13 protein-coding genes, 2 rRNA genes and 7 pseudogenes (1 of these 22 running past the window's edge) are annotated in these 26,194 nt (G+C 60.5%); 12 read left to right on the top strand and 10 right to left on the bottom strand.

Features of this window, described 5'->3' with window-relative positions; translation table 11 throughout:
- The 5 genes and pseudogenes from LRS56_23035 to LRS56_23015 all read left to right on the top strand — a co-directional run.
- Positions 1-2,473: ribosomal RNA gene (locus LRS56_23035) — 23S ribosomal RNA — on the top strand; it begins 419 nt to the left of the window's first position.
- Between the two features lie 156 nt (positions 2,474-2,629).
- Positions 2,630-2,745: ribosomal RNA gene (gene rrf / locus LRS56_23030) — 5S ribosomal RNA — on the top strand.
- Positions 2,746-2,905: 160 nt separating this feature from the next.
- Entirely contained in the window at positions 2,906-3,565 is a 660-nt protein-coding gene (locus LRS56_23025) for a paraquat-inducible protein A (GenBank protein ID WDU61650.1), read from the top strand.
- Entirely contained in the window at positions 3,552-4,175 is a 624-nt protein-coding gene (locus tag LRS56_23020) for a paraquat-inducible protein A (GenBank protein WDU61649.1), read from the top strand. Before LRS56_23025 ends, LRS56_23020 begins: the two co-directional genes overlap by 14 nt.
- Positions 4,168-6,472: pseudogene (locus LRS56_23015) on the top strand (MlaD family protein). Before LRS56_23020 ends, LRS56_23015 begins: the two are co-directional and overlap by 8 nt.
- Positions 6,473-6,644: 172 nt before the next feature.
- On the opposite strand, the pseudogene mksF reads toward LRS56_23015, so the two are convergent.
- From mksF to mksB, 3 genes and pseudogenes are all read right to left on the bottom strand, one after another.
- Positions 6,645-9,484 (bottom strand): annotated as a pseudogene (gene mksF / locus LRS56_23010) (Mks condensin complex protein MksF).
- Entirely contained in the window at positions 9,481-10,188 is a 708-nt protein-coding gene (gene mksE, locus LRS56_23005) for an Mks condensin complex protein MksE (GenBank protein ID WDU61648.1), read from the bottom strand. Before mksE ends, mksF begins: the two are co-directional and overlap by 4 nt.
- Positions 10,178-11,454 (bottom strand): annotated as a pseudogene (gene mksB / locus LRS56_23000) (Mks condensin complex protein MksB). The gene mksE and the pseudogene mksB overlap by 11 nt, the downstream one beginning before the upstream one ends.
- A gap of 187 nt (positions 11,455-11,641) precedes the next feature.
- On the opposite strand from mksB, the gene LRS56_22995 reads away from it, so the two are divergent.
- Together LRS56_22995 and rimI are read left to right on the top strand one after the other, a co-directional pair.
- The gene (locus LRS56_22995; GenBank protein ID WDU65802.1) at positions 11,642-12,385 is read left to right on the top strand and encodes an energy transducer TonB; all 744 of its coding nucleotides are present in this window, start codon (positions 11,642-11,644) and stop codon (positions 12,383-12,385) included.
- Positions 12,378-12,829: pseudogene (gene rimI, locus LRS56_22990) on the top strand (ribosomal protein S18-alanine N-acetyltransferase). The gene LRS56_22995 and the pseudogene rimI overlap by 8 nt, the downstream one beginning before the upstream one ends.
- Positions 12,830-12,953: 124 nt before the next feature.
- Here rimI and LRS56_22985 read toward each other — a convergent pair.
- Positions 12,954-13,358: a serine kinase/phosphatase gene (locus tag LRS56_22985; GenBank protein WDU61647.1), complete on the bottom strand. Its 405-nt coding sequence runs from the start codon at positions 13,356-13,358 to the stop codon at positions 12,954-12,956.
- A 139-nt stretch (positions 13,359-13,497) separates the two neighbouring features.
- Here LRS56_22985 and can point away from each other — a divergent pair, with 139 nt between their 5' ends.
- The gene (can, locus tag LRS56_22980; GenBank protein WDU61646.1) at positions 13,498-14,142 is read left to right on the top strand and encodes a carbonate dehydratase; all 645 of its coding nucleotides are present in this window, start codon (positions 13,498-13,500) and stop codon (positions 14,140-14,142) included.
- On the opposite strand, the gene LRS56_22975 is transcribed toward can, so the two are convergent.
- From LRS56_22975 to LRS56_22955, 5 genes and pseudogenes are all read right to left on the bottom strand, one after another.
- Positions 14,139-14,663, bottom strand: coding sequence for an SET domain-containing protein-lysine N-methyltransferase (locus LRS56_22975; GenBank protein WDU61645.1), 525 nt, complete (start codon positions 14,661-14,663; stop codon positions 14,139-14,141). The two genes, can and LRS56_22975, sit on opposite strands and share 4 nt — an antisense overlap.
- Positions 14,664-14,810: 147 nt before the next feature.
- Positions 14,811-15,980, bottom strand: coding sequence for a hypothetical protein (locus LRS56_22970; GenBank protein WDU61644.1), 1,170 nt, complete (start codon positions 15,978-15,980; stop codon positions 14,811-14,813).
- Between the two features lie 122 nt (positions 15,981-16,102).
- Positions 16,103-17,802, bottom strand: a pseudogene (locus LRS56_22965) (acid phosphatase).
- A gap of 96 nt (positions 17,803-17,898) precedes the next feature.
- Positions 17,899-18,219 carry a hypothetical protein gene (locus tag LRS56_22960; GenBank protein ID WDU61643.1) on the bottom strand — a complete coding sequence of 107 codons (321 nt, stop codon included), beginning with the start codon at positions 18,217-18,219 and terminating at the stop codon, positions 17,899-17,901.
- Between the two features lie 126 nt (positions 18,220-18,345).
- A complete protein-coding gene (locus LRS56_22955) occupies positions 18,346-19,764 on the bottom strand; it encodes a TIGR00366 family protein (protein ID WDU61642.1) in 1,419 nt (472 codons plus the stop codon).
- Between the two features lie 185 nt (positions 19,765-19,949).
- On the opposite strand from LRS56_22955, the pseudogene LRS56_22950 reads away from it, so the two are divergent.
- Positions 19,950-21,239: pseudogene (locus tag LRS56_22950) on the top strand (MFS transporter).
- 3 nt (positions 21,240-21,242) lie between these two features.
- Here LRS56_22950 and LRS56_22945 read toward each other — a convergent pair.
- The gene (locus tag LRS56_22945) at positions 21,243-22,613 is read right to left on the bottom strand and encodes a gluconate:H+ symporter (protein ID WDU61641.1); all 1,371 of its coding nucleotides are present in this window, start codon (positions 22,611-22,613) and stop codon (positions 21,243-21,245) included.
- Between the two features lie 214 nt (positions 22,614-22,827).
- On the opposite strand from LRS56_22945, the gene LRS56_22940 reads away from it, so the two are divergent.
- The 3 genes and pseudogenes from LRS56_22940 to LRS56_22930 all read left to right on the top strand — a co-directional run bounded on the left by LRS56_22940 (position 22,828) and on the right by LRS56_22930 (position 26,187).
- Positions 22,828-23,733, top strand: a complete 906-nt coding sequence (locus LRS56_22940) for a cation diffusion facilitator family transporter (GenBank protein ID WDU61640.1) — start codon at positions 22,828-22,830, stop codon at positions 23,731-23,733.
- Positions 23,734-23,842: 109 nt separating this feature from the next.
- A pseudogene (locus LRS56_22935) lies at positions 23,843-25,062 on the top strand (TolC family protein).
- 18 nt (positions 25,063-25,080) lie between these two features.
- Positions 25,081-26,187, top strand: coding sequence for an efflux RND transporter periplasmic adaptor subunit (locus LRS56_22930; protein WDU61639.1), 1,107 nt, complete (start codon positions 25,081-25,083; stop codon positions 26,185-26,187).
- Positions 26,188-26,194: the final 7 nt, after the last annotated feature.

The raw sequence follows: 26,194 nt of genomic DNA, 5'->3' as shown, positions 1-26,194 counted from the left end.
AATACTACTGACTGACCGATAGTGAACTAGTACCGTGAGGGAAAGGCGAAAAGAACCCCGGAGAGGGGAGTGAAATAGATCCTGAAACCGTATGCGTACAAGCAGTGGGAGCCCACTTTGTTGGGTGACTGCGTACCTTTTGTATAATGGGTCAGCGACTTATTTTCAGTGGCGAGCTTAACCGAATAGGGGAGGCGTAGCGAAAGCGAGTCTTAATAGGGCGTCTAGTCGCTGGGAATAGACCCGAAACCGGGCGATCTATCCATGGGCAGGTTGAAGGTTGGGTAACACTAACTGGAGGACCGAACCGACTACCGTTGAAAAGTTAGCGGATGACCTGTGGATCGGAGTGAAAGGCTAATCAAGCTCGGAGATAGCTGGTTCTCCTCGAAAGCTATTTAGGTAGCGCCTCATGTATCACTGTAGGGGGTAGAGCACTGTTTCGGCTAGGGGGTCATCCCGACTTACCAAACCGATGCAAACTCCGAATACCTACAAGTGCCGAGCATGGGAGACACACGGCGGGTGCTAACGTCCGTCGTGAAAAGGGAAACAACCCAGACCGTCAGCTAAGGTCCCAAAGTTATGGTTAAGTGGGAAACGATGTGGGAAGGCTTAGACAGCTAGGAGGTTGGCTTAGAAGCAGCCACCCTTTAAAGAAAGCGTAATAGCTCACTAGTCGAGTCGGCCTGCGCGGAAGATGTAACGGGGCTCAAACCATACACCGAAGCTACGGGTATCACGTAAGTGATGCGGTAGAGGAGCGTTCTGTAAGCCTGTGAAGGTGAGTTGAGAAGCTTGCTGGAGGTATCAGAAGTGCGAATGCTGACATGAGTAACGACAATGGGTGTGAAAAACACCCACGCCGAAAGACCAAGGTTTCCTGCGCAACGTTAATCGACGCAGGGTTAGTCGGTCCCTAAGGCGAGGCTGAAAAGCGTAGTCGATGGAAAACAGGTTAATATTCCTGTACTTCTGGTTATTGCGATGGAGGGACGGAGAAGGCTAGGCCAGCTTGGCGTTGGTTGTCCAAGTTTAAGGTGGTAGGCTGAGATCTTAGGTAAATCCGGGATCTTAAGGCCGAGAGCTGATGACGAGTTAACTTTTAGTTAACGAAGTGGTTGATGCCATGCTTCCAAGAAAAGCTTCTAAGCTTCAGGTAACCAGGAACCGTACCCCAAACCGACACAGGTGGTTGGGTAGAGAATACCAAGGCGCTTGAGAGAACTCGGGTGAAGGAACTAGGCAAAATGGCACCGTAACTTCGGGAGAAGGTGCGCCGGTGAGGGTGAAGGACTTGCTCCGTAAGCTCATGCCGGTCGAAGATACCAGGCCGCTGCGACTGTTTATTAAAAACACAGCACTCTGCAAACACGAAAGTGGACGTATAGGGTGTGACGCCTGCCCGGTGCCGGAAGGTTAATTGATGGGGTTAGCTAACGCGAAGCTCTTGATCGAAGCCCCGGTAAACGGCGGCCGTAACTATAACGGTCCTAAGGTAGCGAAATTCCTTGTCGGGTAAGTTCCGACCTGCACGAATGGCGTAACGATGGCGGCGCTGTCTCCACCCGAGACTCAGTGAAATTGAAATCGCTGTGAAGATGCAGTGTATCCGCGGCTAGACGGAAAGACCCCGTGAACCTTTACTATAGCTTTGCACTGGACTTTGAATTTGCTTGTGTAGGATAGGTGGGAGGCTTTGAAGCGTGGACGCCAGTCTGCGTGGAGCCAACCTTGAAATACCACCCTGGCAACTTTGAGGTTCTAACTCAGGTCCGTTATCCGGATCGAGGACAGTGTATGGTGGGTAGTTTGACTGGGGCGGTCTCCTCCTAAAGAGTAACGGAGGAGTACGAAGGTGCGCTCAGACCGGTCGGAAATCGGTCGTAGAGTATAAAGGCAAAAGCGCGCTTGACTGCGAGACAGACACGTCGAGCAGGTACGAAAGTAGGTCTTAGTGATCCGGTGGTTCTGTATGGAAGGGCCATCGCTCAACGGATAAAAGGTACTCCGGGGATAACAGGCTGATACCGCCCAAGAGTTCATATCGACGGCGGTGTTTGGCACCTCGATGTCGGCTCATCACATCCTGGGGCTGAAGCCGGTCCCAAGGGTATGGCTGTTCGCCATTTAAAGTGGTACGCGAGCTGGGTTTAGAACGTCGTGAGACAGTTCGGTCCCTATCTGCCGTGGACGTTTGAGATTTGAGAGGGGCTGCTCCTAGTACGAGAGGACCGGAGTGGACGAACCTCTGGTGTTCCGGTTGTCACGCCAGTGGCATTGCCGGGTAGCTATGTTCGGAATAGATAACCGCTGAAAGCATCTAAGCGGGAAACTAGCCTCAAGATGAGATCTCACTGGAACCTTGAGTTCCCTGAAGGGCCGTCGAAGACTACGACGTTGATAGGTTGGGTGTGTAAGCGCTGTGAGGCGTTGAGCTAACCAATACTAATTGCCCGTGAGGCTTGACCATATAACACCCAAGCAATTTGCTGACCTGAGAAGGCACCAGATTGCGGTGTGTGAAGACGAAATGAACCGAAAGTTCGACGCTTACAAACACCGAAAGCTATCACATACCCAATTTGCTGAAGCGAGGCCAGCTGGTCACGACTCAGTACCCGAATTTCTTGACGACCATAGAGCATTGGAACCACCTGATCCCATCCCGAACTCAGTAGTGAAACGATGCATCGCCGATGGTAGTGTGGGGTTTCCCCATGTGAGAGTAGGTCATCGTCAAGATTAAATTCCAGAACCCCTGTTTGCTAACGCAAACAGGGGTTTTGTTTTGGGCGGTCGGAAAGCCAAACAGCGCCGAATCCGCCGACAAATTTGCACAGTTATTTCTGAACCAGACCACTAGAATAGGCACCTAACCTTTTTTAGAGCCCGAGCCCTATCTATGCCCGATCCGGTTGATGCCCTTGAGGTGTCGGATTTACCACTGGACGATCTGGTGGCGTGCCATGAGTGCGACTTGCTGATGCGCAAACCAACGCTCGCCCTCGGCGAAAAAGCCCAATGCCCACGTTGCGGTTACGAGCTGTACGCTCACCGCCACAATGTCGTTGAGCGCAGCCTTGCCTTGGTACTCGCCGCGCTGTTGCTGTACATCCCCGCGAACTTTTTACCCATCATGCAGCTCAATTTACTCGGGCAGTCCTCGGAGGACACCGTGTGGAGCGGCGTTGTCGGCCTGTTTGATACGGGTATGCAAGGCGTCGCTGCCGTTGTGTTCCTGTGCAGCATGGGGATTCCCTTGCTCAAACTGCTCTGCCAACTGGCCGTACTGCTCAGCATTCGCTGGAAGATTGGCCGCAGCTATGGATTGCTGCTGTACCGCATCTACCATCACATGAAAGATTGGGGGATGTTGGAGGTCTACTTGATGGGCGTACTGGTGGCTATCGTAAAGCTCGCCGACATGGCCTCCATCACGATTGGCCTGGGCTTGGTCTGCTTCGTGAGTCTATTAATGGTTCAGGTACTGCTTGAGGTGGTGATGTCGCCCCACCAGATCTGGCAAGCGCTGTCAGGAGAGGATGATCATGCGGGCGATTGATGCAGGCATTCTGATTTGTACCGAATGCCATGAGTTGAACAAGCAAGAGCCGGACACCGATGAGCAACTCTGCACCCGTTGCGGTGCGCTGATCCATGCCCGCCGTCCTAACAGCCTCACTCGTACCTGGGCGTTGTTGATCACGGCGGCCATTCTGTATATCCCGGCCAATTTGTTACCCATTATGACTATCAACTCCCTTGGCCAGGGCGACCCCAGTACCATCATGGCCGGGGTGATCCAACTGGTGCAGCACGGCATGTTCCCGATTGCCGCAGTCGTGTTCATCGCCAGCATCCTGGTGCCGACCTTCAAGCTGGTGGGCATTGGTCTGCTACTGTTCTCGGTGCAGCGTCATCAGCCGCTGTCCGCGCAACAACGCATTGTGATGTATCGCTTTATCGAATTCATTGGCCGCTGGTCCATGCTGGATATCTTCGTGATCGCCATTCTGGTGGCGGTTGTAAACTTTGGGCGGCTTGCCAGTGTCGAGGCCAACCTCGGCGCTGCGGCGTTCGCCAGTGTGGTCATCTTGACGATGCTTGCCGCAGTAACTTTCGATCCCCGACTGATTTGGGATAACACGGAGTCGGACGACGACCATGAGTGATTTGCCAAAAGCTAAAACCCGCCCGGCCTCCAACTGGTCGGCGATTTGGGTGTTGCCCCTGATTGCGCTGATTATCGGCGGCTGGCTGGGATGGCGCGCCTATTCCCAGCAGGGCATCGAGATCCAGGTCCGCTTTGAAAGCGGCGAAGGTATCCAGGTCAATAAAACCGAGGTGGTTTACAAAGGCATGCCCGTGGGCAAAGTCAAAGCCCTGGCCCTGGACGACGAGGGCAGTAATCGCGGGGTTATTGCCACCATCGAGATGAATAAGGACGTCGACCAGTACCTCAAGACCAATACGCGTTTCTGGCTGGTCAAGCCGAGTGTCAGCCTGGCCGGCATCACCGGCCTGGAAACCCTGGTGTCGGGTAATTACATCGCCGCCAGCCCAGGTGACGGTGAACCCACTCGCAAATTCAAGGCGCTCTCCGAAGAGCCGCCTTTGTCCGACGCCAAGCCCGGCTTGCACCTGACCATCAAGGCTGATCGCCTCGGCTCGCTGAACCGTGGCAGCCCGGTGTTCTACAAACAGATCCAGGTTGGCCAAGTCAAAAGTTACCTGCTCTCCGAAGACCAGAGTACCGTCGAGATCAAGGTCTATATCGAACCGACCTACGCTAATCTGGTGCGCAAACACACACGTTTCTGGAACGCCAGCGGCATCAGCATCGACGCCAACCTGTCCGGTGTGAAGGTGCGCAGCGAATCCCTGTCCAGCATCGTCGCCGGCGGTATCGCTTTCGCCACGCCGGAGAATCGCAAGGACAGCCCGCCGACCGACCCGAGCCTGCCGTTCCGCCTGTACGAAGATTTCGACGCCGCCGCCGCGGGTATCAAGGTCAAGGTCAAACTGACTGACTTCGAAGGTCTGCAAGCCGGGCGCACCCCGGTCATGTACAAAGGCATCCAGGTCGGCAGCCTGAAAACCTTGAAGATCGACCCGGACCTGTCCAGCGCCAATGCCGAGCTGACCCTCGACCCATTGGCCGAAGATTACTCTGGTGCATGACACCCAGTTCTGGGTAGTCAAACCTTCCATCTCCCTGGCCGGTATCACGGGCCTCGAAGCCTTGGTTAAAGGTAACTACATCGCCATTCGCCCCGGCGACAAGGGCAGCGCCCCGCAGCGTGAATTCGTGGCGCGTGCCAAGGCGCCACCGCTTGATCTGCGTTCCCCGGGCCTGCACATGGTGCTGTTCACCGATAATCTCGGCTCCCTGGATGTCGGCAGCCCGATCCTCTACAAGCAGGTCAAGGTCGGCTCGGTACAGAGCTACCAGTTCTCACGCAAAAACAAACAGCTGGTGATCGGCGTTCATATCGAGAAGGAATACGAAAACCTGGTCAACGGCTCGACGCGTTTCTGGAATGCCAGCGGCGTCACCCTGACCGGCGGCCTTACCGGTGGCATTCAGGTAAAAAGTGAGTCCCTGGCGAGCCTGATGGCCGGCGGTATTGCCTTTGAAACCCCGGAGCCGAACGTGCCGCTGAAAAAGCGCATCCCGCGCTTCCGGCTGTTCGCTGACCGCGAGGCTGCCAACCAACATGGCACCCTGGTGACGATCAAGGTCGACCGCGCCGACGGCATGCGCTCCGGCACGCCGGTGCGTTTCAAAGGCTTGGATGTGGGCAAGATCGAGAGCGTCGACCTCAGTGCCGACATGCAGTCGGTGTTGCTAAGTGCCCGTATTACCCAAGTCGCCGACCGCATTGCCCGGGTTGGCAGTCAGTTTTGGGTGGTCAAGCCTGAGCTGGGCCTGATGAAAACCGCCAACCTCGAAACCCTGGTTACCGGGCAATACATCGAAGTGCAACCGGCGGCGAAAAATGCCGGGCCGCAGAAAAGCTTTGTCGCGCTGGACCAGCCACCCGAAGCCGCCCACCAGGAAGCAGGTCTGAGTCTGGTACTCAGCGCCGCACGCCGTGGTTCGCTGAAGGAAGGCGTACCGGTTACCTACCGTGAAGTTACCGTGGGCAAGGTCACCGGTTACGAGTTAGGGCAGACCGCCGACCGCGTACTGATCCACATCCTGATCGAGCCTAAATACGCACCGTTGGTGCGCGGTGGCAGCCGATTCTGGAACACCAGTGGTTTTGGCCTGGACTTCGGCCTGTTCAAGGGCGCGACGGTGCGTACCGAGTCCCTGGAAACCCTGGTCGCCGGTGGTATCGCCTTCGCCACGCCGGATGGCGAGCGCATGGGCAACGCTGCTCGCCCACAGCAGACGTTCCCGCTGTTCGACAAGTTTGAGGATGAGTGGCTGACTTGGGCGCCTAAGATTCCGCTCGGCAAATAGACCGAGGCGCGACCTTCGCGAGCAAGCCCGCTCCCACACTCGACTGCATTCCTGCAGGATAAACGCAGTGACCTGTGCGAGCGGGCTTGCTCGCGAAGAGGTCGGCACAGGCAACACAAAAAAGGCCCCTGGATTCTCACCCAGGGGCCTTTTTACATTTCAGTACAGCCGATCAAACCTCATCCAGCTCCGGCTCGTCCGCCTGTACATTCACCGTGGCTTTCACCACATCATGGCGACGGATGTACTTCCAGTCCGCCTCATCAATGTAGATACCATTCGGCCCGCTGCCGCCTTCCAGGTCGATCGCCACCTGGGCGGACACCTGCGGCTTCACACTGGCCAGGATCGGCACAAAGCCCAGTTGCAAACTGGTTTCCAGCAGGGCTGCCTGGTTCTTCTCGTCGATATCCGCTGCCTCATCGAGGTAGTACGGCAAGCGCACACGCCCGGCCTGGTCACGGTCCATCAAGTGCAGCAACAAATACATGTTGGTCAGCGCCTTGATGGTCATGGTGGTGCCGTTGGACGCGGCGCCATCGATGTCGGTGTGGATCACCGGCTGGCCATGCACCTTGGTGATTTCGAAGGCCAGTTCGAACAGATCCTTGAGGCCCAACTGGTTATGGTTGGCGGCCACCAGGCGGGCCAGGTATTCCTTGGCCTCTTCGTTCTTGTTGTCTTGCTCGGCGCTTTGGCTGAGGTCGAACACCGACAGGGTTTCGCCTTCTTCATACTGACCGGCACTGTGGATGATCTGGTCGATATGCTTGAGGGCTTCCTTGTTCGGTGCCAGCACAATGCGGAAGCTTTGCAGGTTGGACACCTGGCGTTTGTTGATCTCGCGGTTGAACAAGGCCAGCTGGTGTTCCAGGCTGTCGTAGTCGCTGCGGATATTGCGCAGGGTCCGCGCGATATCGGTGACCGCCGCACGGCGCGCCTTGCCGAGGGTCAGGGCTTCATCGGTACGGTGTGCATAGGCATTGATCAGCAGTTGCAGGCGGCGCTCTACATCATCCTCGCTGTCGAACTTGGCAACGCCCTTGAGACGCACCTGGGCGTACAGCGCTTCGATCTGGCCATCGGCACGCAGCAAGCCTTGCCAGCTGTCCTGATAGTCATTGAGCAGCGGCAGCAGGTTGTCCATGGAGTCGTCGACCGGGTCCATGAACGGCGTGCCGAACGGCAGGTCTGCCGGCAGCAACTGACGACGGCGCAACGCGTCATCCAGCGTGCGTTGCTTGGCTTCCATATCGCCGATCTGCCGGCCGACCAGTTGCAGCTTGGCCGACAGTTGTTGGACGCGCTCGGTGAACGCATCGCTGGAGCGCTTCAACTCATCCTGCGCGGCTTCCATCTGCGCCAGGTTTTCCAGCTTCTCGCCTTCTTCGGCGCTCAGGGTTTGGGCGCGGCGGAAGTCTTCGAGGGCTTTTTGCGCGTCCAGCACCTGCTGGTACAGCGCCTCGGTCTGGGTCTTGCTCGCGGCACGGTCAGAGGCTACCGCCTGCTGAGTCTTGAGTTGCTTGAGTTCTTTTTCCAGGCGCTCTTTCTGGTCGCGCAATGCCGCGCGATCCGCCAGCGCCTGCAATGCCGGTGGTTCGATATGGGAGATATCGATGGACAGCCCCGGCACTTCAAAACGCTCGCCTTTGAAGCCGTCGAGGATCTGCTCCAGGGATTTGACCCACTGGCCGTCCTCATCCAGCGTGATGCCATGCTCGCCCAATGGCAGGCTGAACAACGAACTGTTGAACAAACGCATCAGACGCTCTACATCCTGCTGTGAGAATTCTTCGCGCAGTTTGGCGTAGCTGTTGTTGTCCGCGTGGTCGAGCTGTTGCTTGACCGACTTCAGGCGTTTTTCCAGGTCGCGCAGGCGCTCATCCAGGTCCTCGGCGCTGAACTGCCGCGATTGCGCCAGGGCGCCGGCCAATTCATCGTGAGCATCCTTGGCCGCCAGCAGTTGCTGTTCCAGCACCTTCACGTCATCCACCAGCGCAAAGCGGTGCTTGAGCACCGACAGCTCGCCCAGCCAACGCTGGATGCCGCTGATTTCGCGCTCCAGGCGCATCAGCTCCTGGGTACCGCCACGCTGGTCGTTCTGCAGCGCGTCCTGCTCGTTGCGGTAATGCTCGGCCTGAATGGTCAGCTCTTCCTTGCGCGCACTCGCGTAGTCCGACCAAGTGCCGAGCAACGAATCCAGCAGCGGCGACAGGCGATGCAATTTGCCGCGCAATACATCGCGCAGGCGCACGCCATTGGCCAGGGCCTCAACCAACGGCCCGGCGGCTACCAGGAATTGTAGTCCTGCTCCATGCGTCGCACATCGCGGAAGGCTTCTTCGCACGCGGCGATGTAATCCACGCTACCCGAACGCAAGCTGTGCTCGAACGCATCCAGGAACAATTGCTTGAGCTTGGCCGCCGTGATTTCGCGCATGTGCAGCAAGTTGATAAACAGTGCGCGGAAGGTCTTCAGGCTCTGCTCGCTGGTGGAGCGCAGCGGAATCAGAGTCAGGTCCAGCGGGATCGACGTGTGGCCGCCCACCAGCAAGCGGCGCAACTCATCCGGCTTGAGTTCGTAGGCTTTCAGGCCCTCGCGCTCAAGGTTGGTGAACAGCTCTTTCTGACGCAGGCAGGTGTCGTTTTTCTGGTAGTGCGCCAGGTCCAGCTTGCCGGCATAAGCGAAGAACTGGTGACCGAAACCACCGCCCGGGCCGCGCCCGACCACGCCGATCACATGCGGGCCGTGGGGCAGCGAAACTTCCACGAGGATGTAGCTGGTGTCGGTGGCAAAGTAGAAGCGCCGCGATTGTTCCAGGGTGTACTTGCCGAAACTCATGTCCGACATGCGCGCCAGAATCGGGAACTGCAGGGCGTTGATCGACGCGGATTTACCCAGGTTGTTCGCGCCATACACCGACAGCGGCTCTTCCAGCGGGAACAGCCCCAAACTGTAACCAGCGGTGTTCAATAGGGCGAAGCGGCGGATGCCGTAGCGTTCCTTACTCATGCGTCGGTCTCCTGTTCTTCGGCAATGGCGCGGGCCAGGGCGTCTTCCTCGCTTTCGTCCGCGAAGTCACTCAAGTCCAATGGGTCATCGGTCTTCAGCAGTTTTTCATCGCTGTCTTCATCGATGATCACTGGCGCCGGCAATGGCAATACGCTGTGCACGCTGGCCGCGAGGTCGCGGTCTTGCTGCACCGACAGGCACACGTCGAGGAAACGGTGCATCGGCGGCAGGAAACGATAAATGCCGTTGTCTTCGCTGGCAAAACCCAGCTGGGTCATACGGCGCATGATTTTTTCTTCGAGTTCTTCCTGGGTCTGTACTTCGGCCTGGATAAACAGGTCGCGGTACTTTTCCAGCAGGGACGGCAATTCATCGCGGCCCAGGCTGCCACCGTCGAGCACGGCAATCGGGTCACGGCCCTGGTCAGCCAGATGCTCGACGATGATGAAAGTGAACAGCGCCAGGCGCTGGGCGGTCTTGTTCACCTGCGCGCTGGCGATGGCGGAGTCCGGCACGAAGTAGTAGAAACCCCGCGTGTCGCACACCAGCTCAAAGCCCAGGGCCTTGAACAGCGTGCGGTACTGGTCCTGGAAGTTCGACAGTTGCGCGTACAGCTCCGGGTCGCGACGGCTGACGTGGTAACCCTTGAACAGCTCGCGAAAAATCGGCGCCAGCTGGGACAGTTCGGATAGATCAAGATGCATAAGGTGTGCTCGCGGAATTCCCGGCGGCGTCGGAGCCGGCCGGGAGCAGGGCGAAGGAGCGCAGGCTGACCTGGTGCTCGTGTGTGTGGTAATCGCGGCGTTCCAGGCGTTCGCGCTTGAAGCGCTTTTCACGCGAGAGCCGTGAGAACCAGTACAGCAATTCGTCGGTGGCGCCGTCCGGTTCCTGCTCCAGCAGCCAGGTCATCAGGTCCGGCATCGGCAGTGCGTCTTCGCAGCGCTCGAGCATTTCCTTGACCGTGCGCGGTGCACGCTGGGCGTCGCCCTTGTGGGATTTGTGCGCCTTGGGGAAACGCGCCGGTTTCGGCTCGAAATTCGCCAGGGCATACACGTAGGCCTCGACCTGGCTGGCACTGCCGAGGAAGGTGCTTTGCGGCCGGGTGAACATCGGCATTGCCGCTTGGGGCACCGCGTCCAGACCTTTACGGCGAATCGCCGACAAGGCCAGCGCCGCGCCACGGGTCACGGCGTTATGCCGGCGCGCTTCTCGCGCAGCGGCAGCAGCAATTCGCGGGCGTGACGCAAGGTCAGCTGGGCGCTGGTTTGCATTTCGAGGATGCGCGCGTGGGTACGCAGCAGCATGTCGTCGTCCACCAGGTGGCCGAGGCGTTGCTGCTCGGTGAGCATGCGCAACAGCACATTCTCGACCTTGCGCACGCCTTGCTCGAAGGCGCCGTCGGCGTTTACCAGCTGGATCATCGGTTCGACATATTCGTCCCAGGTCGCCAGGACTTCGGCGTAACGCTGGCGCAACGGGATCTGCCGGTCGCTGGTCTTGGCGCGGTCGGCCACGGCTGCGAGGGCCTGTTCGTCGTTGGCGAGCTTTTTCAGCACGTCGCGTACACGCATATCCAGCAGGCGCAGTTGGCGGGCCAGGTCGTGGCCGTCACGGATGTCGAAGGCGTCCTGGATATAGCCGGCCAGGCGCTCGAGGTGGCGCAGGTAGGCTTCGATCTCCAGGCACAGGCCAAGCCGGTGCTCCTTGCGAAGATAGGCGAGGAAGTCGTGGATCTGCGCGTTGAGCTCGAAACGGTTCGGGCTCTTGGCGACAGGCACCAGGATATCCAGGCGAATCCACACGTCCAGCAGGCTGGTGATGTCCTGTGGCGTGCTGTCCAGTTGTTGGGCCGCCAGTTGTGCGCGCAGCTCGCCCAGGCTCAGGGTGCCTTGGTCGAAGTGTTCGCACAGTGGCTCAAGCAGGGCCCAGTGTTCGGCGAGGGCGCGCAAGACGCGCTTGGGTTCGATCATCGGAATGGCCGGCTGGTTGGCGATTAAAAGTCGCGATTGTACTGCATCAGGCGCGGGATTTATCCACAGCCGGTCAGTGCGCAGTGGGCGATTGTTAACGAACAGCGGTAGAATCCCCGCTCTTTAGTTATCCACAAGTGGCCGAGCTGTGCTTATCGAGTCCCGACGTCGCGCTTACTTGACTGCCATGCAGGTGGTCAACTGGCTGCCCCGCACCGAACTGCCGTTTGCCGCGCCCTCGCGGCCCGAGCTGCTGCAGGCGCTTGAGCCCTATGAGGCGTTCGACGTTTCGGGAGAGGAGGCGGCTGCGCCGGTCGCCGTGGTCAAACCGGTGCCCGAAGCGCGCCCGGTGGTGGAGCGAGCAAAGATCGAAGTGCCGCGCCCCTCGCCAATGGCCAAGCCCGTGGCGGTCGAAGAGGCCGCGCCGGTGGTCAAGGCCCCGGTGGTGCCGCCGCCGCGTTTTGCCCTGCAATTGCTGCGGGCCGGGCGCTGCCTGCTGCTGGTGGAATTGCCCACCGGTGAACGCTTCCAGACCCGCGACCCGGCCTACATGCTGCTCAAGGACATGCTGCGCGCCGCCGGCCTGCCCGACAGCCCGCAGATCGTCGGCGACCCGGTGCGCTGGCCACTGCTGGTACGCGGCAACATGGACCAGGGCCCGGAAGCGGCGCGGGATTTTGTGCAAGGCTTTGTCTCGGCGCGCCTGGAAGACGAACCCTGCGTGTGCCTGTGGCTGATCGGCCTGCCCGCCGTGCGGTTTGCCGGTGAAGCCAATGCCGAAGCCTGGTACCGCGAGCTGCAGGTCGAGGGCTTGGGTTCGGTATGGGCCCTGCCGGGTCTGGAATTATTAATGGAAGAGCCACAGCGTAAGGCTGATGTCTGGCAAGCCATGCGCCGGCTGATGGCGCGCTGGAAGAGTACCGATGAGTGAAGCTTTATCCTTCCGCCCGATGACCGAGGCGGACCTCGACGCTGTACTGAAGATCGAATACGCAGCATTCAGCCATCCCTGGACTCGCGGGATCTTTCTCGACGGGCTGGGCAAGTACCAGATCTGGCTGATGTTTGAAGGGGAACAGCAGGTGGGCCATGGGGTGGTGCAGATCATCCTGGATGAAGCGCACTTGCTGAATATCACCGTCAAACCGGAGAACCAGGGCCGTGGCCTGGGTTTGGCGCTGCTGGAGCACTTGATGTCCCGCGCCTATGCGGCCAATGCGCGGGAGTGCTTTTTGGAGGTGCGTGACAGCAATACTGGGGCATTCCGCTTGTACGAGCGCTACGGTTTCAACGAAATCGGCCGTCGCCGGGATTACTACCCCGCCGTGGGGGGCGTGAAGACGCGGTCGTCATGGCCTGCACCCTCGTCGACTGACCTCAACCCCTCTGTAATAGCTGATCCCTGTGGGAGCCGGGCTTGCCCGCGATGGCGGTGGATCATTCACCACCGCTATCGCAGGCAAGCCAGCTCCCACAGGTTCCCGGTTTTACAATGAATCTCAGCGGTTGCCGTCGACCGGATCAATATCCGCCAGTTCAGCCTCATCCAGCCCGTTTCCGCCGCCAATCTCATCTTCATCGACGATACTCAGGTCGAAGTCCGCCGGGTTGTCTTCACCCGCCTCGCGAGCATCGCGCGCGCCGTCCTCATGGATCAGCGTTTCGGGGCTCATATCGTCATCAGTTGACTCATGATCATCGGTCGAAGCCCCGGTCAACCCGGCCTCGCGCACCCGTTCGTCGGGCATCAGGTGCTCGCGCTCGCGACGCGGGATCTCTTCGCCGATTTCCGCCGTGGGCGCTTCCTCGTCAAAATCCAGCTCGCGCATCTCGCCCATGCGGTCTTCGTTGTCATCAATCGGTTCCGGCTGCGTAGCGCCGTAGGGACGTCGTGATTCAGTCATGGCCAATCCTCATACTGTGGGGCTTATAGTGTGTGGACAGGCTGCGCGCACCAAAGATTCAAGCTAATTTGCGCGTGGCGTGACCTGGACGAGGGGTTGTCAGTCACAAAACTGCGCATCATTCCTGAGGCTTTCCCTGATGAACGAACTACAAGACCTGCTTGATAACAACGAACGCTGGGCGGATGCGATCAAACAGGAAGATCCCGAATTCTTCGCCAAGCTCGCCCGCCAGCAAACCCCGGAATACTTGTGGATCGGCTGCTCCGACGCCCGCGTACCGGCCAACGAGATCGTCGGCATGTTGCCCGGCGACCTGTTTGTGCACCGCAATGTGGCCAACGTGGTGCTGCACACCGACCTCAATTGCCTGTCGGTGATCCAGTACGCGGTCGATGTGCTCAAGGTCAAACATATCCTGGTCACCGGCCACTATGGCTGCGGCGGCGTGCGCGCCTCGATGCAGGACCGCCAGTTCGGCCTGATCGACGGCTGGTTGCGCACCATTCGCGACCTTTACTACGAAAATCGCGAGCTGCTGGCTCAATTGCCGACTGAGGAAGAGCGCGTCGATCGCCTGTGCGAGTTGAACGTGATTCAGCAGGTGGCCAACGTCGGCCACACCAGCATTGTGCAAAACGCCTGGCACCGTGGGCAGAGCCTGTCGATTCATGGCTGCATCTACGGCATCAAGGATGGCCGCTGGAAGAGCTTGAACACCACCATCAGTGGCTTCGAGCAACTGCCGCCGCAATATCGCCTGCGCCCGTTGGGTGAAGCCTAGGGGCGTTTGCGCATTCGCCACTTGGCCATGAACGCCTGGCCCTCGGTGTTCAAGGGTTCCAGGCCCCCGGTGATCCAGCCCCGGCAGTTCAGCTCGCCGCACTGGCAGGCAAACTGCCGGAACAGTGCATCCTCGGTGCTGGCGTAGTCCAGGGTCAGCAGGGTGCCGGCGGCGATGGGCTGCACGGTCCAGAGCTCCAGGTAGGTGGTGTCGAAAAACACATTCGGGTTGCAGGAGTGCCGTAACAGGCCGCAGAACCAGCAATCGTACAAGTGGATGCGGGCCGACAGCTGCAACGTGTGGGGGCGTCGCTCGCCCACGGCGTAGCCGGAAACCTTGGCAATGCGCATGCGGTTGTCGAATTCCTTGCGAGCCAGCACCCCTGCGGCCTCGCCATCAGCGGTTTGCCTGACTTGGAAGTGCTCGGACGAGGGGTAACCGTGTTCGGCGAGTAGCGTCTTGAATGGGTACAGGCAATCACTCACAGCGGTTTTAGCCTTATCCATGGCCTGAGTTTTCATAACTCTCCTTGGTTGGGCTGCATCGACCTGCGAACGTGTCTGACTGCCAGTCTTGCAGCAGATGTGCCCGGCTCAAGACTTACCGAAGACGGAGCCGATTTCTACTGTTAAGTCTGACAGTAGAAATCGGTTTTTTTTTGTGCGCACTCAGAGTGCCGGCGCGCTGATGGCCGGTGCCGGGGCGGCGTTTTTCAGCTGTTTGAGCTGAGTCTTGATCGCGGGCGTGGCGCACTTGGCATTCGCCTGTTCCGGGGGCAGGTTGCGCACCGAGGTGTAGAACAGCTCGCAGGTCTGCTCTTTGCGCGTCACCTGCCAGGTGTTCATGCACGCCTTGAGCAATACATTCGGATCGCTGGCCGGTTTCTGGCCCATCCCCGCCTGCCAGCAGGCGGCGCTCAAATCCTGGCCCATCACCTTCAGGCCGGCCTCGTCGGCTTTTTGCTCGTTACCGTCATAGGTATCCGGGTCCGCCGCATACCAGATGTAACTTGGGTGGTTGGCGCCGAGGACCGAGACGGTTTTGCCGGCCGCCGGGCTGATCTGCGCCAGGCCCAGTACGCCGACAGTCTGCCCATATTGTTGCTTGATCCAATTGCGCACTGGGGCGCCGAACGCGACCATCGGTAGCGAGCCGTTGGCGTGCAGGCTCAGTTCCTGGACCATGCGGGTCTGATAGTCGGTGAAGTAGCTGTAGACGTTTTCCAGGTCCTTGCCCGCCGTGGACGGCGCGGCGATGGGGGCGATGTCGATGATGGTCTGGTAGGCCGGCGTTTCGGTGGCCGGCACGCCATTGTCGGTGAGCAGCGTGGCCCAGCGGTCGGTGGTGGCCGATTCCAGGTAGTCCTGGGCCTGGGTCAGCGAATAATCCGGTGGGAAGTGCAGCAACTCAATACTTTTGCGGTTTTCCAGGGCCATGCCCAGCGGCAGGAACAGGTACCAGTTGTAGGCCCACTTGCCATCGCTGTTGAGTTTGCTGGCGCCTTGATAGGCGAAGTCGGCGGTGTTGAGCAAGGCTGTCAACGGCTGGCCGTAGGTGTCGGGCACGCCGCTCAAGGTCGCCGATACCTGGCCGTCATGGGTTTTGACGCTGACCTTGGCCCGGCTGTAGCCGTCGCGCTGCAGGCTTTGGTTCAGGTAATGCTCGGCGGTCTGCTCCAGCGTCCATGGCCGAAAGCAGATCACGTTGCAGTTATTGGGGTAAGCGAACAACTGGGTGACGCGTTGCGTACTGCCCAGTGGCACCTCGATGTCGGCCTGTACGACCGCACTGGCCAGCAGTGCGGCCAGGGTGAAGGACAACCTGGTCGGTTTGAACATGCTTGATTCCTTGTCAGCGAAAGCCCGTCTGCGCGGGGTGAAAGCCCACCTTCACACAGTAGCGGCTGACCAGGAAAACCGCGTGCTAAATCGCCGGGCGTGTCGCTATTGGATAAGAAAACCTACGGGTTGAACTGTAAAGCGTTGCTCAGATCGCCCATGGGTTGCTGGCCGCGGGCGGTCATTGCGTCATCACGCTGCTTGAGGCCGTCCAGTTTCTCCAACTGGAACACCCGGGTAATCAGGCGCAGGATCGACGCAGTGTCGTACACCGTGTGGTCCACCGTGCCTTTGCGCGCAAACGGCGAAACCACGAGGGCCGGAATTCGCGTGCCGGGGCCCCAGCGGTCGCCTTTGGGCGGCGCCACGTGGTCCCACCAGCCGCCGTTTTCATCGACCGTCACCACGACCACCATGTTTTTCCACTGCGGACTTTCCTGCAGCACTTTCAAGGCGCGGGCGATATGGCGGTCGCCCGAGGCCACGTCGGCGTAACCGGCGTGCATATTCAGGTTGCCCTGGGGCTTGTAGAAACTTACGGCAGGCAGCTTGCCGGCCTGGGCGTCGGCGAAGAATTTGTTGGTGCTCGACTCGTCGCCCAATCCGCCGTCACGCAGGCGTTTGTCGCGCTCGGCGCGGTTCTGCGGCCCTTGCTGCTTGAAGTAGTTGAACGGCTGGTGGTGGTACTGGAAATTCGGAATCTTCGGAATGCCGCCCGAATCCTTGAACTGATCCAGGGTGGCTTGCCAGGCGCCGGCATACCAGGCCCAGTCGATATTCTTTTTCGACAGCTTGTCGCCGATGTGCTCGTGGGTTTGTGGCACCAGCACGTTGGGCAGGTCGGGCTTTGAGTAATCCGGGTTTTCCGGGTCGCGAATCCAGGTCGGCCAATAGGGCGGAGCCAGGGTGTTCACGCCGTAGCCATCCGGGGTCAGCGCGCTGGGGCCGAACTGCGGCGGGCCGGTCATGGCACTGGCGGGGGACTTGTCCAGCGGTTTCAGGCGTGTGTCGCTCGGGTCATCGCTTTGCAGCGTGGCGATCTGCGCTTTGGCCACCGACTGCGCGGCATTCGGATAAAACGGCGCGGTGGCGCTGATCAGGTATTGGTGGTTAAGGAACGAGCCGCCGAACGCGCCCTGGAAGAAGTTATCGCAGAGCACAAACTCCTTGGCCACATCCCACAGGCGCAGGGAATAACGGCTCTGGGCGTAATGGCCCATCACCAGGGCGCCGGAATCGCCCCAGGCCACAAAGCTGTCGTTCTTGCCGCCGTTGATCTGCATCTGGTTCTGGTAGAACACGTGCCACAAATCGCGGGTGACCAGGCTCAGAGGCAGGTCTTCGGCGTTCGGGCCCTTGAGGGCGAACGGCGCGTTGGGCAGCTTCTCCTGAAATTGCACTTCGCTGGGGTAGGTCACCCCGTCCACGCTTTGCGGGCCGACCTGCAGTACGCCGCCCCAGGTCGGGGGCAGGGTGGTCAGCAGGCTGCCATCGCGGTCGCGCTGTTGAGCGTCGGCGGCGGACAGCGCTGAAAGTGGCTTTTCCACCCCAGGGAAATCCGCAAACAAGTTGTTAAAGCTGCGGTTCTCGGCATAGATCACCACCACGGTTTTCACCTGGTCGTGCAGGGCCTTGTCCAGCTCCTGTGGCGTGAGCGGCCGCGCCACCGGTTTGCCCGGTGCTTCGCTGGTGTTGCCGCAAGCACTCAAGGTCGCGCCGACCCCCAGCACCGCCGCCCCCCCAGAAAGCGCCGGCGGCTGGTGTCTACCGGCGGTTGCGCTACGGAATCGGGAGAAGGGCGGTCTTCGTGCTCGTCACTCATTGCTGGGAGTCCTTGCTGGCGTTTTGTTGCAAGATATTTCGCAGGACGGTAGCAATGCAATGTGACGGAACGAAGACAGTGATGTGAGCCTGGTGCTCACAGCAGGCGCAGGGCCAATTGGCTGCCGGCGAGCAAATATTGCACTTGGGCCGCCAAGGCATCCTTGACGATGGCCTCACCGGTGTCGGTCAGCTTGGCTTTTTTTGCATCGATGACGCTGCTCTGCAACAACTGCATGGCCACGTCCATGGCTTTCTGGAAGGCCGTCACGTTGTTATGCAGACCAAACTCATTGATCACCGCCGCCATGCGGCAATCGGCGTTGTCGCGCAGGCCCTGGTATTCGAGGACCGATACGGTACCGTCCTGGTAAATAGCATTGATCAACTCTTCCAGCGATTTGGATAGGGGCGTCATCGGGGATTCCTTGGATGGCTGTGTGCGGTAATCCGAGGAAGGTTAATCAAAGGCGCTGGCGGCGGGAGTCAGGGGTTGTCACCGCATGGAGTGGGACAACCCCGACGCATGTCATCAGAAAATGCGTTAAGGCATCACCGGCGGCAAATACTTCAACGTCGTCCCCAGTGCCCACAGCAGGAACAGCACCAGCGGCGTGTGCACCAGCAACTGCACAAACGAAAACCCAATCAAATCCCGCGCCTTGAGCCCCAATACCCCCAGCAGCGGCAACATATAGAACGGGTTGATCAGGTTCGGCAGCGCCTCGGCGGCGTTGTAGATCTGCACCGCCCAGCCCAGGTGATATTGCAGGTCGTTGGCCACTTGCATCACGTAGGGCGCTTCGATGATCCACTTGCCGCCGCCCGACGGGATAAAGAAGCCCAGCACCGCCGAGTACACGCCCATCAGCAGCGCGTAGGTGTCGTGGGAAGCGATGGAGGTGAAGAAGGTCGAGATATGGTGCGCCAGGGTCTGGCCGTCGCCGCCCTTGACCACCGTCATCAGCGCGGCAATCGAGCCGTATAGCGGGAACTGGATCAGTACACCGGTGGTGGTCGGCACGGCGCGGGCCACTGCGTCGAGGAAGCTGCGCGGGCGCCAGTGCAGCAGGGCGCCGACCATGATGAACAGGAAGTTATAGGTATTGAGCCCCGAAATCGCACTGATCGCAGGCTTGGTCGAGAATTCATGAAACAACCAGCCGGCTGCCAGCAAGGCCAGCAGAATAGTCAGCAACGGGCTGTGTTCCAGCCACTCGCCCGGGCGGGTGGGTGCTTGCAGTTTGGGCAGGTTGAACGCGGGGTCGATGCCACAGGCTTTGGCATCACGCGCACTGTTCGGGCCGGGCGCGGTGGCGTAGGCGATGATCAGCGAGACCACGATCAGCGCCAGCAACATCACCCCGGATTGCCACAGGAAGATCGTGTCGGTAAACGGGATCACCCCGGTAATCGCCAGGATCGACGGCGGCAAGCTGGCCGGGTTGGCCTGCAACTGCGCGGCGGACGATGACAGCCCCAGCGCCCACACCGCGCCCAGGCCCAGATAGGCCGCAGCACCGGCAGCGCGGTAATCCATGCGCAAATCCGTACGCCGGGCCAGTGCGCGCACCAGCAAACCGCCGAACACCAGGGACAGGCCCCAGTTGAGCAGGGAGGCGACCATGGAAATCAACGCGACCCAGGCCACCGCCGAGCGGCCGTTTTTCGGGATGCGCGCCAGGCGGTCAATCAGCTTCACCGCCGGTGGCGAACTGGCGACCACGTAACCGCCAATGACCACAAAGGCCATCTGCATGGTGAACGGGATCAGGCTCCAGAACCCGTCACCAAACGCTTTGGCGGCTTCAGTGGGGGCGGCGCCCATGCCCAGGGTCGCCACGGCGACGATGATCACGGCGAGGGCGGCAAACACCCATGAGTCGGGAAACCAGCGTTCGGCGAAGTTTGAACAGCGCAGGGCAAATCGGGCATAGCGGCTTTCTTCGATAGCATCGGCCACGAGTCTTTCCTCTTGTATTTATTATGGTGATGGCAGTTTTACGGCATGTTCCGCTACAGCCATTGATATGGGAATGCAGTTATCTTCATCGATCCATGAGGAAAACAAATATATCTGCCGTGATTGCCAGGATGGGGTACACCTCATAACCTGCACGCCATTTTGTTTGTCTGCCGAGCCTACACATGACTGCCACCTTTCCTACACAGGCGCAGCGTTTTTCCCGTTCCGACTACAAAACCCTGGGTCTGGCCGCCCTAGGCGGCGCCTTGAAATCTACGATTTCATTATCTTCGTATTCTTTGCGCTGACCCTCAGTCAACTGTTCTTCCCGCCGGAAATGCCCGAGTGGCTGCGCCTGCTGCAAAGCTTCGGGATTTTCGTGACCGGTTACCTGGCACGCCCGCTGGGCGGCATCCTGATGGCGCACTTTGCCGACCACCTGGGCCGCAAGCGCGTATTCAGCCTGAGCATCCTGATGATGGCCTTGCCTTGCCTGCTGATCGGGATCATGCCGACCTACGCGCAAATCGGCTATTTCGCACCGCTGATTCTGCTGGCGCTGCGCGTGCTGCAGGGCGCAGCAGTGGGCGGCGAAGTGCCCAGCGCCTGGACCTTCGTCGCTGAGCACGCACCGCGCAACCACCGTGGCTACGCCCTGGGCTTCCTGCAAGCCGGGCTGACCTTCGGCTATCTGCTTGGCGCACTCACTGCGACCTTGCTGGCGCAAGTATTTACCCCAGCGGAAATCCTCGATTACGCCTGGCGCTTGCCGTTCCTGCTCGGTGGTGTATTCGGCGTGATCGGCGTGTGGCTGCGCCGCTGGCTCAGCGAAACCCCGGTATTCCTCGAAATGCAGGCTCGTCGCCAGGCTGCTGCTGAAATGCCACTGCGCACCGTATTGCGTGACCACCGCGCCGTGTTGCTGCCGGCGATGATCCTCACTTGCGTACTCACCTCAGCCGTGGTGGTGCTGGTGGTCATTACCCCGACCATGATGCAGAAAACCTTCGGCATGAGCCCCGGCCACACCTTCGCCTTGAGCGCGCTGGGCATTGTGTTCCTGAACATCGGCTGCGTGCTTGCGGGCCTGCTGGTAGACCGAATCGGCGCCTGGCGTGCGGTGCTGGTTTACAGCCTGCTGCTGCCGGTGGGGGTTGCGATTCTGTACGCCAGCCTGATCAGCGGCGGCATGTGGCTGGGTGCGGCATACGCCGTGGCGGGCCTGAGCTGCGGGGTGGTGGGCGCGGTACCGTCAGTGATGGTCGGCCTGTTCCCGGCGCCGGTGCGGGTGTCGGGGATTTCCTTCACCTACAACATTGCCTACGCGCTGTGGGCGAGTACCACGCCGCTGTTGTTGATCGCGCTGATGCCGACCAGTCCGTGGATTTGCGTGGGGTATTGCGTGGTGATGGGGGCGGTGGGGGTGGGGGAGTGTGGCGCTGTTTGGTAAGCGCCACACCTTGGCCGGCTGAGACTCAGGTCAAAAAGTGCCACAGCACCAGCGTACCTACCAACCCGACCACCGAAACAATCGTCTGCAACACCGACCACACCCAGATCGTCTGCTTCAGCTGCAGGCCGAAGTACTCACGCACCATCCAGAAGCCGGCGTCGTTGACGTGGCAGAAGAACACTGAGCCCGCGCCAATCGCCAGCGCTACCAATGAACTCTGCGTAGCGGCCAACCCGGCCATCATCGGTGCGAGGATGCCCGCCGTTGTGGTGGTGGCCACGGTTGCCGAGCCGGTAGCCTGGCGCAACGCCACGGCGATCAACCAGGCCAGCAGCAGATAGGGCATGTGTGCGCCTTCGGCGACCTTGCTGATGGTCTGGCTGACGCCGGCGTCCAGCAAGGTTTGCTTGAGGCCGCCGCCGGCGCCGATGGTCAGTAGCAGCACGGCGATGGGCGCGAGGGCTTTGCGCAAGGTGTTGCCGACGTCGCTTCGCGGCATACCGGCGGCCCAGCCCAGGCAGATCACGGCGGCGATGACGGCCAGGCCGAGGGCGATCAACGGTTCGCCGAGGAACTTCAAGGTCAGGCCGACGGTGCTTTCTGCCGGCAGCGCGACTTTGGCCAAGGTGCTGCCGAGCATCAGAATCACTGGCAACAGAATGATCAGCAACGACACGCCAAAACTCGGCTGGCGCGGCGCCTTGGGCGGTGCGCTGAACAGCGCGCCGATGTCGGCCGGCTCATCCACGTGCAGGCGCTTGGACAGCCAGTTGCCATAGAGCGGGCCCGCGAGGATCACCGCCGGTACGGCCAGGCAGAAGCCCAGCAACATGGTCAGGCCGAGGTCGGCGTGCAGCGCGCCCACCGCAATCAGCGGCCCCGGGTGCGGCGGCATCAAGGCGTGCAGGGTGGTCATGCCGGCCAGCGCGGGGATGGCGATTTTCAGCAGCGGCTGGTTTGAACGTTTGGCCATCACAAAGATGATCGGCACCATCATCACCAGGCCCACTTCGAAGAACAGCGGCAGGCCGATCACCATTGCCACCAACGCCATCACCCACGGCAATGACTTGCCCTTGCCCAGCCCGAGCAAGGTCGTGGCAATGCGGTCGGCCGCGCCGGATTCCGCCATCAGCGCGCCGAGCATCGAGCCCAGGGCGATGATGATCCCGGCTTCACCGAGGATCGCCCCGGCGCCTTTGCTGAAGGCCTTGGCGACTTCTTCCGGCGGCAGCCCGGCGCCGACCCCGGCGATGAACGTGCCGATCAGAATCGACAGGAACGGCGGCAGCTTGGTCGCGCTGATCAGCACGATGATGCTGGCGATGGCCAGCAGAACGCAGAGCATGAGGCGGGTGTCGTGAACCATCCACGCGGCAGTCGATAACTCCAAAACGGGACTCCTTATCGAACAGGTTAGCTAAATTGTTTCTTTTTGTTTCCTGCTCGAAAAGCATACCTGATACAACCGTGCCAGAGCATTCCTGTGCGATTTTGGTGCGCGCAATCTAACGCCGAGCTGGCGCACGGATGACAAATCTGTAACCCATGCCCGGGGATTTGGCTTATAGCTCTATGCTCAGCAGCCCCCCTTTTGAGGACATTTCATGAGTGCAGGACATAGTCATGCCCAAGTACGCGCCGGCCACGAACGCAAGTTATGGTTTGCCCTGGGGCTGACCGCCAGCTTCATGATCGCCGAGGTGATCGGCGCATTCGTCACCGGTAGCCTGGCGCTGTTGTCCGACGCCGCGCACATGATGACCGACGCCCTGGCCCTGGCGATTTCGCTGGTGGCGATCCAGGTCGCCAAGCGCGCAGCCGACCGCAAGCGCACCTTTGGTTATGCGCGTTTCGAGATTCTGGCGGCGGCGTTTAATGCGCTGCTGCTGTTCGCCGTGGCGTTTTACATTCTGTATGAGGCCTATCAACGGCTACAGGCGCCCGCTGAGATCCAGTCCACCGGCATGCTGGTGATTGCAGTGCTGGGGCTGATCGTCAACCTGATTTCCATGCGCCTGCTCAGCGCGGCCAGCGGTGAAAGCCTCAATGTGAAGGGCGCCTACCTGGAAGTCTGGAGCGACATGCTTGGCTCCATCGGCGTGATCATTGCGGCGCTGGTGATCATGCTGACCGGCTGGGGCTGGGTCGACTCGCTGGTGGCGGCGGCAATTGGTTTCTGGGTATTACCGCGCACCTGGACCCTGCTCAAGGAAAGCCTGAACGTGCTGCTGCAAGGCGTGCCGGACGGTATTGATATCGACCGGGTGGAGCAGGCCATTCGTGGGGTGCCCGGGGTCAAGGACGTGCATGACCTGCACATCTGGGCGCTCACCAGCGGCAAGAATGTGCTGAGCACGCATCTGGTGGCGGATTCGGCGCTGAGCACGGAGCAGAAAATTCTTAGCCAGGTGACGGAATTGCTGCACGAACAATTCGATATTTCCCACGCCACAATTCAGGTCGAAGGCGACGGTTTCGCGCATGACGAACATGACGAGGTGCACGCCTGATCCTGGCTAACAGATTTGTAATGTTCTGCCCACCGAGCTGATAAGTACCGAAAGCTACATTGCCCCCGCTGGGAAAGCTCAGCGACTTCATGGGCGTGGAACTCTCGTTATGGCAATTTCCGTTAGAACACTCTTGGGCGTGGCGGCGTTGTGGGTAACCGCCAGCGCCGCCCAGGCACAAACCCTTACGCTCGATTCAGCGCTGCAAACCGCCTTCGCCAACAACCCGGACCTGGCCGCAGCGCAATGGGAAATCGACATCGCCGCGGGCGGTCGCCAGCAGGCCGGGCTGATCCCCAACCCGGTGGCTTCCTGGGATGCTGAAGACACGCGACGCGATACCCGCACCACCACCCTCAAACTCAGCCAGACCCTGGAGCTGGGCGGTAAACGCGGTGCGCGCATTGATGTGGCCACGCGTGCCAGGACGCCGCCGCACTGGGCCTGGAACAGCGTCGCAACCTGTTGCGCGCCGAGGTTATCGACAGCTATTACGGCGCCCTGCGTGCTCAGGAGCGCCTGACGCTGGCGCAACGCTCCCTGACGCTTGCCGAGCGCGGCCTGGTGGTCGCCAAGGGGCGCGTCACTGCGGGTAAGTCCTCGCCGGTAGAGGCCACACGCGCCCAGGTGCAACTGTCGGAGATCCGGCTGGAACTGAACCGTGCGCACGCCGGCCTGACCGACGCCTATCGCCGTCTCGCCGCCAGCACCGGCAGTGCCGGCCCTGACTTCCAGGCGGTCGCCACACAAGACCAGGCCGCACCGCCCTTGCCGGGCTCCGCGCAACTGCTGGCGCGCCTTGAGCAAACCGTGGAGCTGCGCCTGGCCGAACTGCAGATCCAGCAGAGTGAGGCCAGCGTGGGCCTGGAAAAGGCCCAGCGCATTCCTGACCTCGATGTGTCGATCGGCAGCCAGTACGACGCCGGCGTGCGCGAGCGGGTGAACCTGGTGGGTGTGTCGATGCCGATCCCGTTGTTCAACCGCAACCAGGGCAATGTGCTGGCTGCCAGCCGCCGCGCCGACCAGGCCCGCGACCTGCGTAATGCGACTGAGCTGCGCCTGCGCACCGAAACCCGCCAGGCCCTCGACCTGTGGCAGACCGCGAACACCGAAGTGCTCGCGTTCAACCAACAGATCCTGCCCGCCGCCCAAAGTGCGGTGGACAGCGCCACGCGGGGTTTCGAGATGGGCAAGTTCAACTTCCTCGATGTGCTCGACGCCCAGCGCACCTTGATTGCCGCACGCAACCAATACCTCACGGCGACCGCCCAGGCCACCGACGCCTGGGTGCGCATCGAACGGATTTACGGCGACCTCGCCCGGTTTTGATTTTTTCTGGAGTGCCTTATGAACAAACGACACGGCGTGGCGCTTGCCCTCGCCCTGGGCCTGATGCTGTCTGGTGTTGCACGTGCCGAGGAAGAAGAAGGTGAACTTGAACTTACCGAGCCGCAGCTCCAGGCCGCCGGTATTCAGCTCGCCCAGGCCCAACCGCGCACGCTCAGCACATTGCTGACGCTGCCGGGCGAGGTGCGTTTCGATGAGGACCGCACCTCACACATCGTGCCGCGTGCGGCCGGGGTGGTGGAGGCGGTGAAGGTCAACCTTGGCCAGTCGGTGAAGAAGGGCGAGGTGTTGGCGGTGATCGCCAGCCAGCAGATTTCCGACCAGCGCAGCGAACTCGCGGCCAGCGAGCGCCGGGTCGAACTGGCGCGCACCACGTTCCAGCGCGAACGCCAGCTCTGGAAGGACGAGATCTCCGCCGAGCAGGATTACCTGCTGGCGCGCCAGACCTTGCAGGAAGCTGAAATCGCCCTGAACAACGCGCGGCAAAAGATGACTGCGCTCAGTGGCAGCGCGGTATTGGTCGGTGGCAATCGCTATGAACTGCGTGCGCCGTTTGCCGGTGTGGTGGTGGAAAAACACCTGGGTGTCGGTGAGGTCGTCAGTGAAACCAGCAACGCCTTCACGCTCTCGGACCTGTCCCAGGTGTGGGTCACCTTCGGGGTATTTCCCAAGGACTTGAACAAGGTTCGGGTGGGTAAACCGGTGAAAGTCAGCTCCACCGAAATGGGCACCGAAGTGCTCGGCACCGTGGCCTATGTGGGCAACCTGCTCGGCGAGCAGACCCGTACCGCCACCGTGCGCGTGACCGTGCCCAACCCCGACGACGCCTGGCGCCCCGGGCTGTTTGTCAGTGTGCAACTGGCCACCGACACCTACCAGGCCAAGGTCACCGTGCCGCAGGAGGCGATCCAGACGGTCGAGGACAAACCTTCGGTATTCGTACGTACCGCGCACGGTTTCGTGACCCGCCATCTTGAACTGGGCGTGAGTGAAAACGGCCACGTCGAAGTGCGCCAGGGCCTGGAGGCCGGAGCGCAGGTGGCGACTGTCGGCAGCTTCATCCTCAAGTCAGAACTGGGCAAGGGCTCGGCCGAGCACGCCCATTGATCCTACG

This window comes from Pseudomonas poae (assembly GCA_028869255.1).
GTDB lineage: Bacteria > Pseudomonadota > Gammaproteobacteria > Pseudomonadales > Pseudomonadaceae > Aquipseudomonas > Aquipseudomonas poae_C.
Note: the sequence above shows the minus strand (reverse complement) of the source record. Positions and strands in the feature narration are given on the sequence as shown.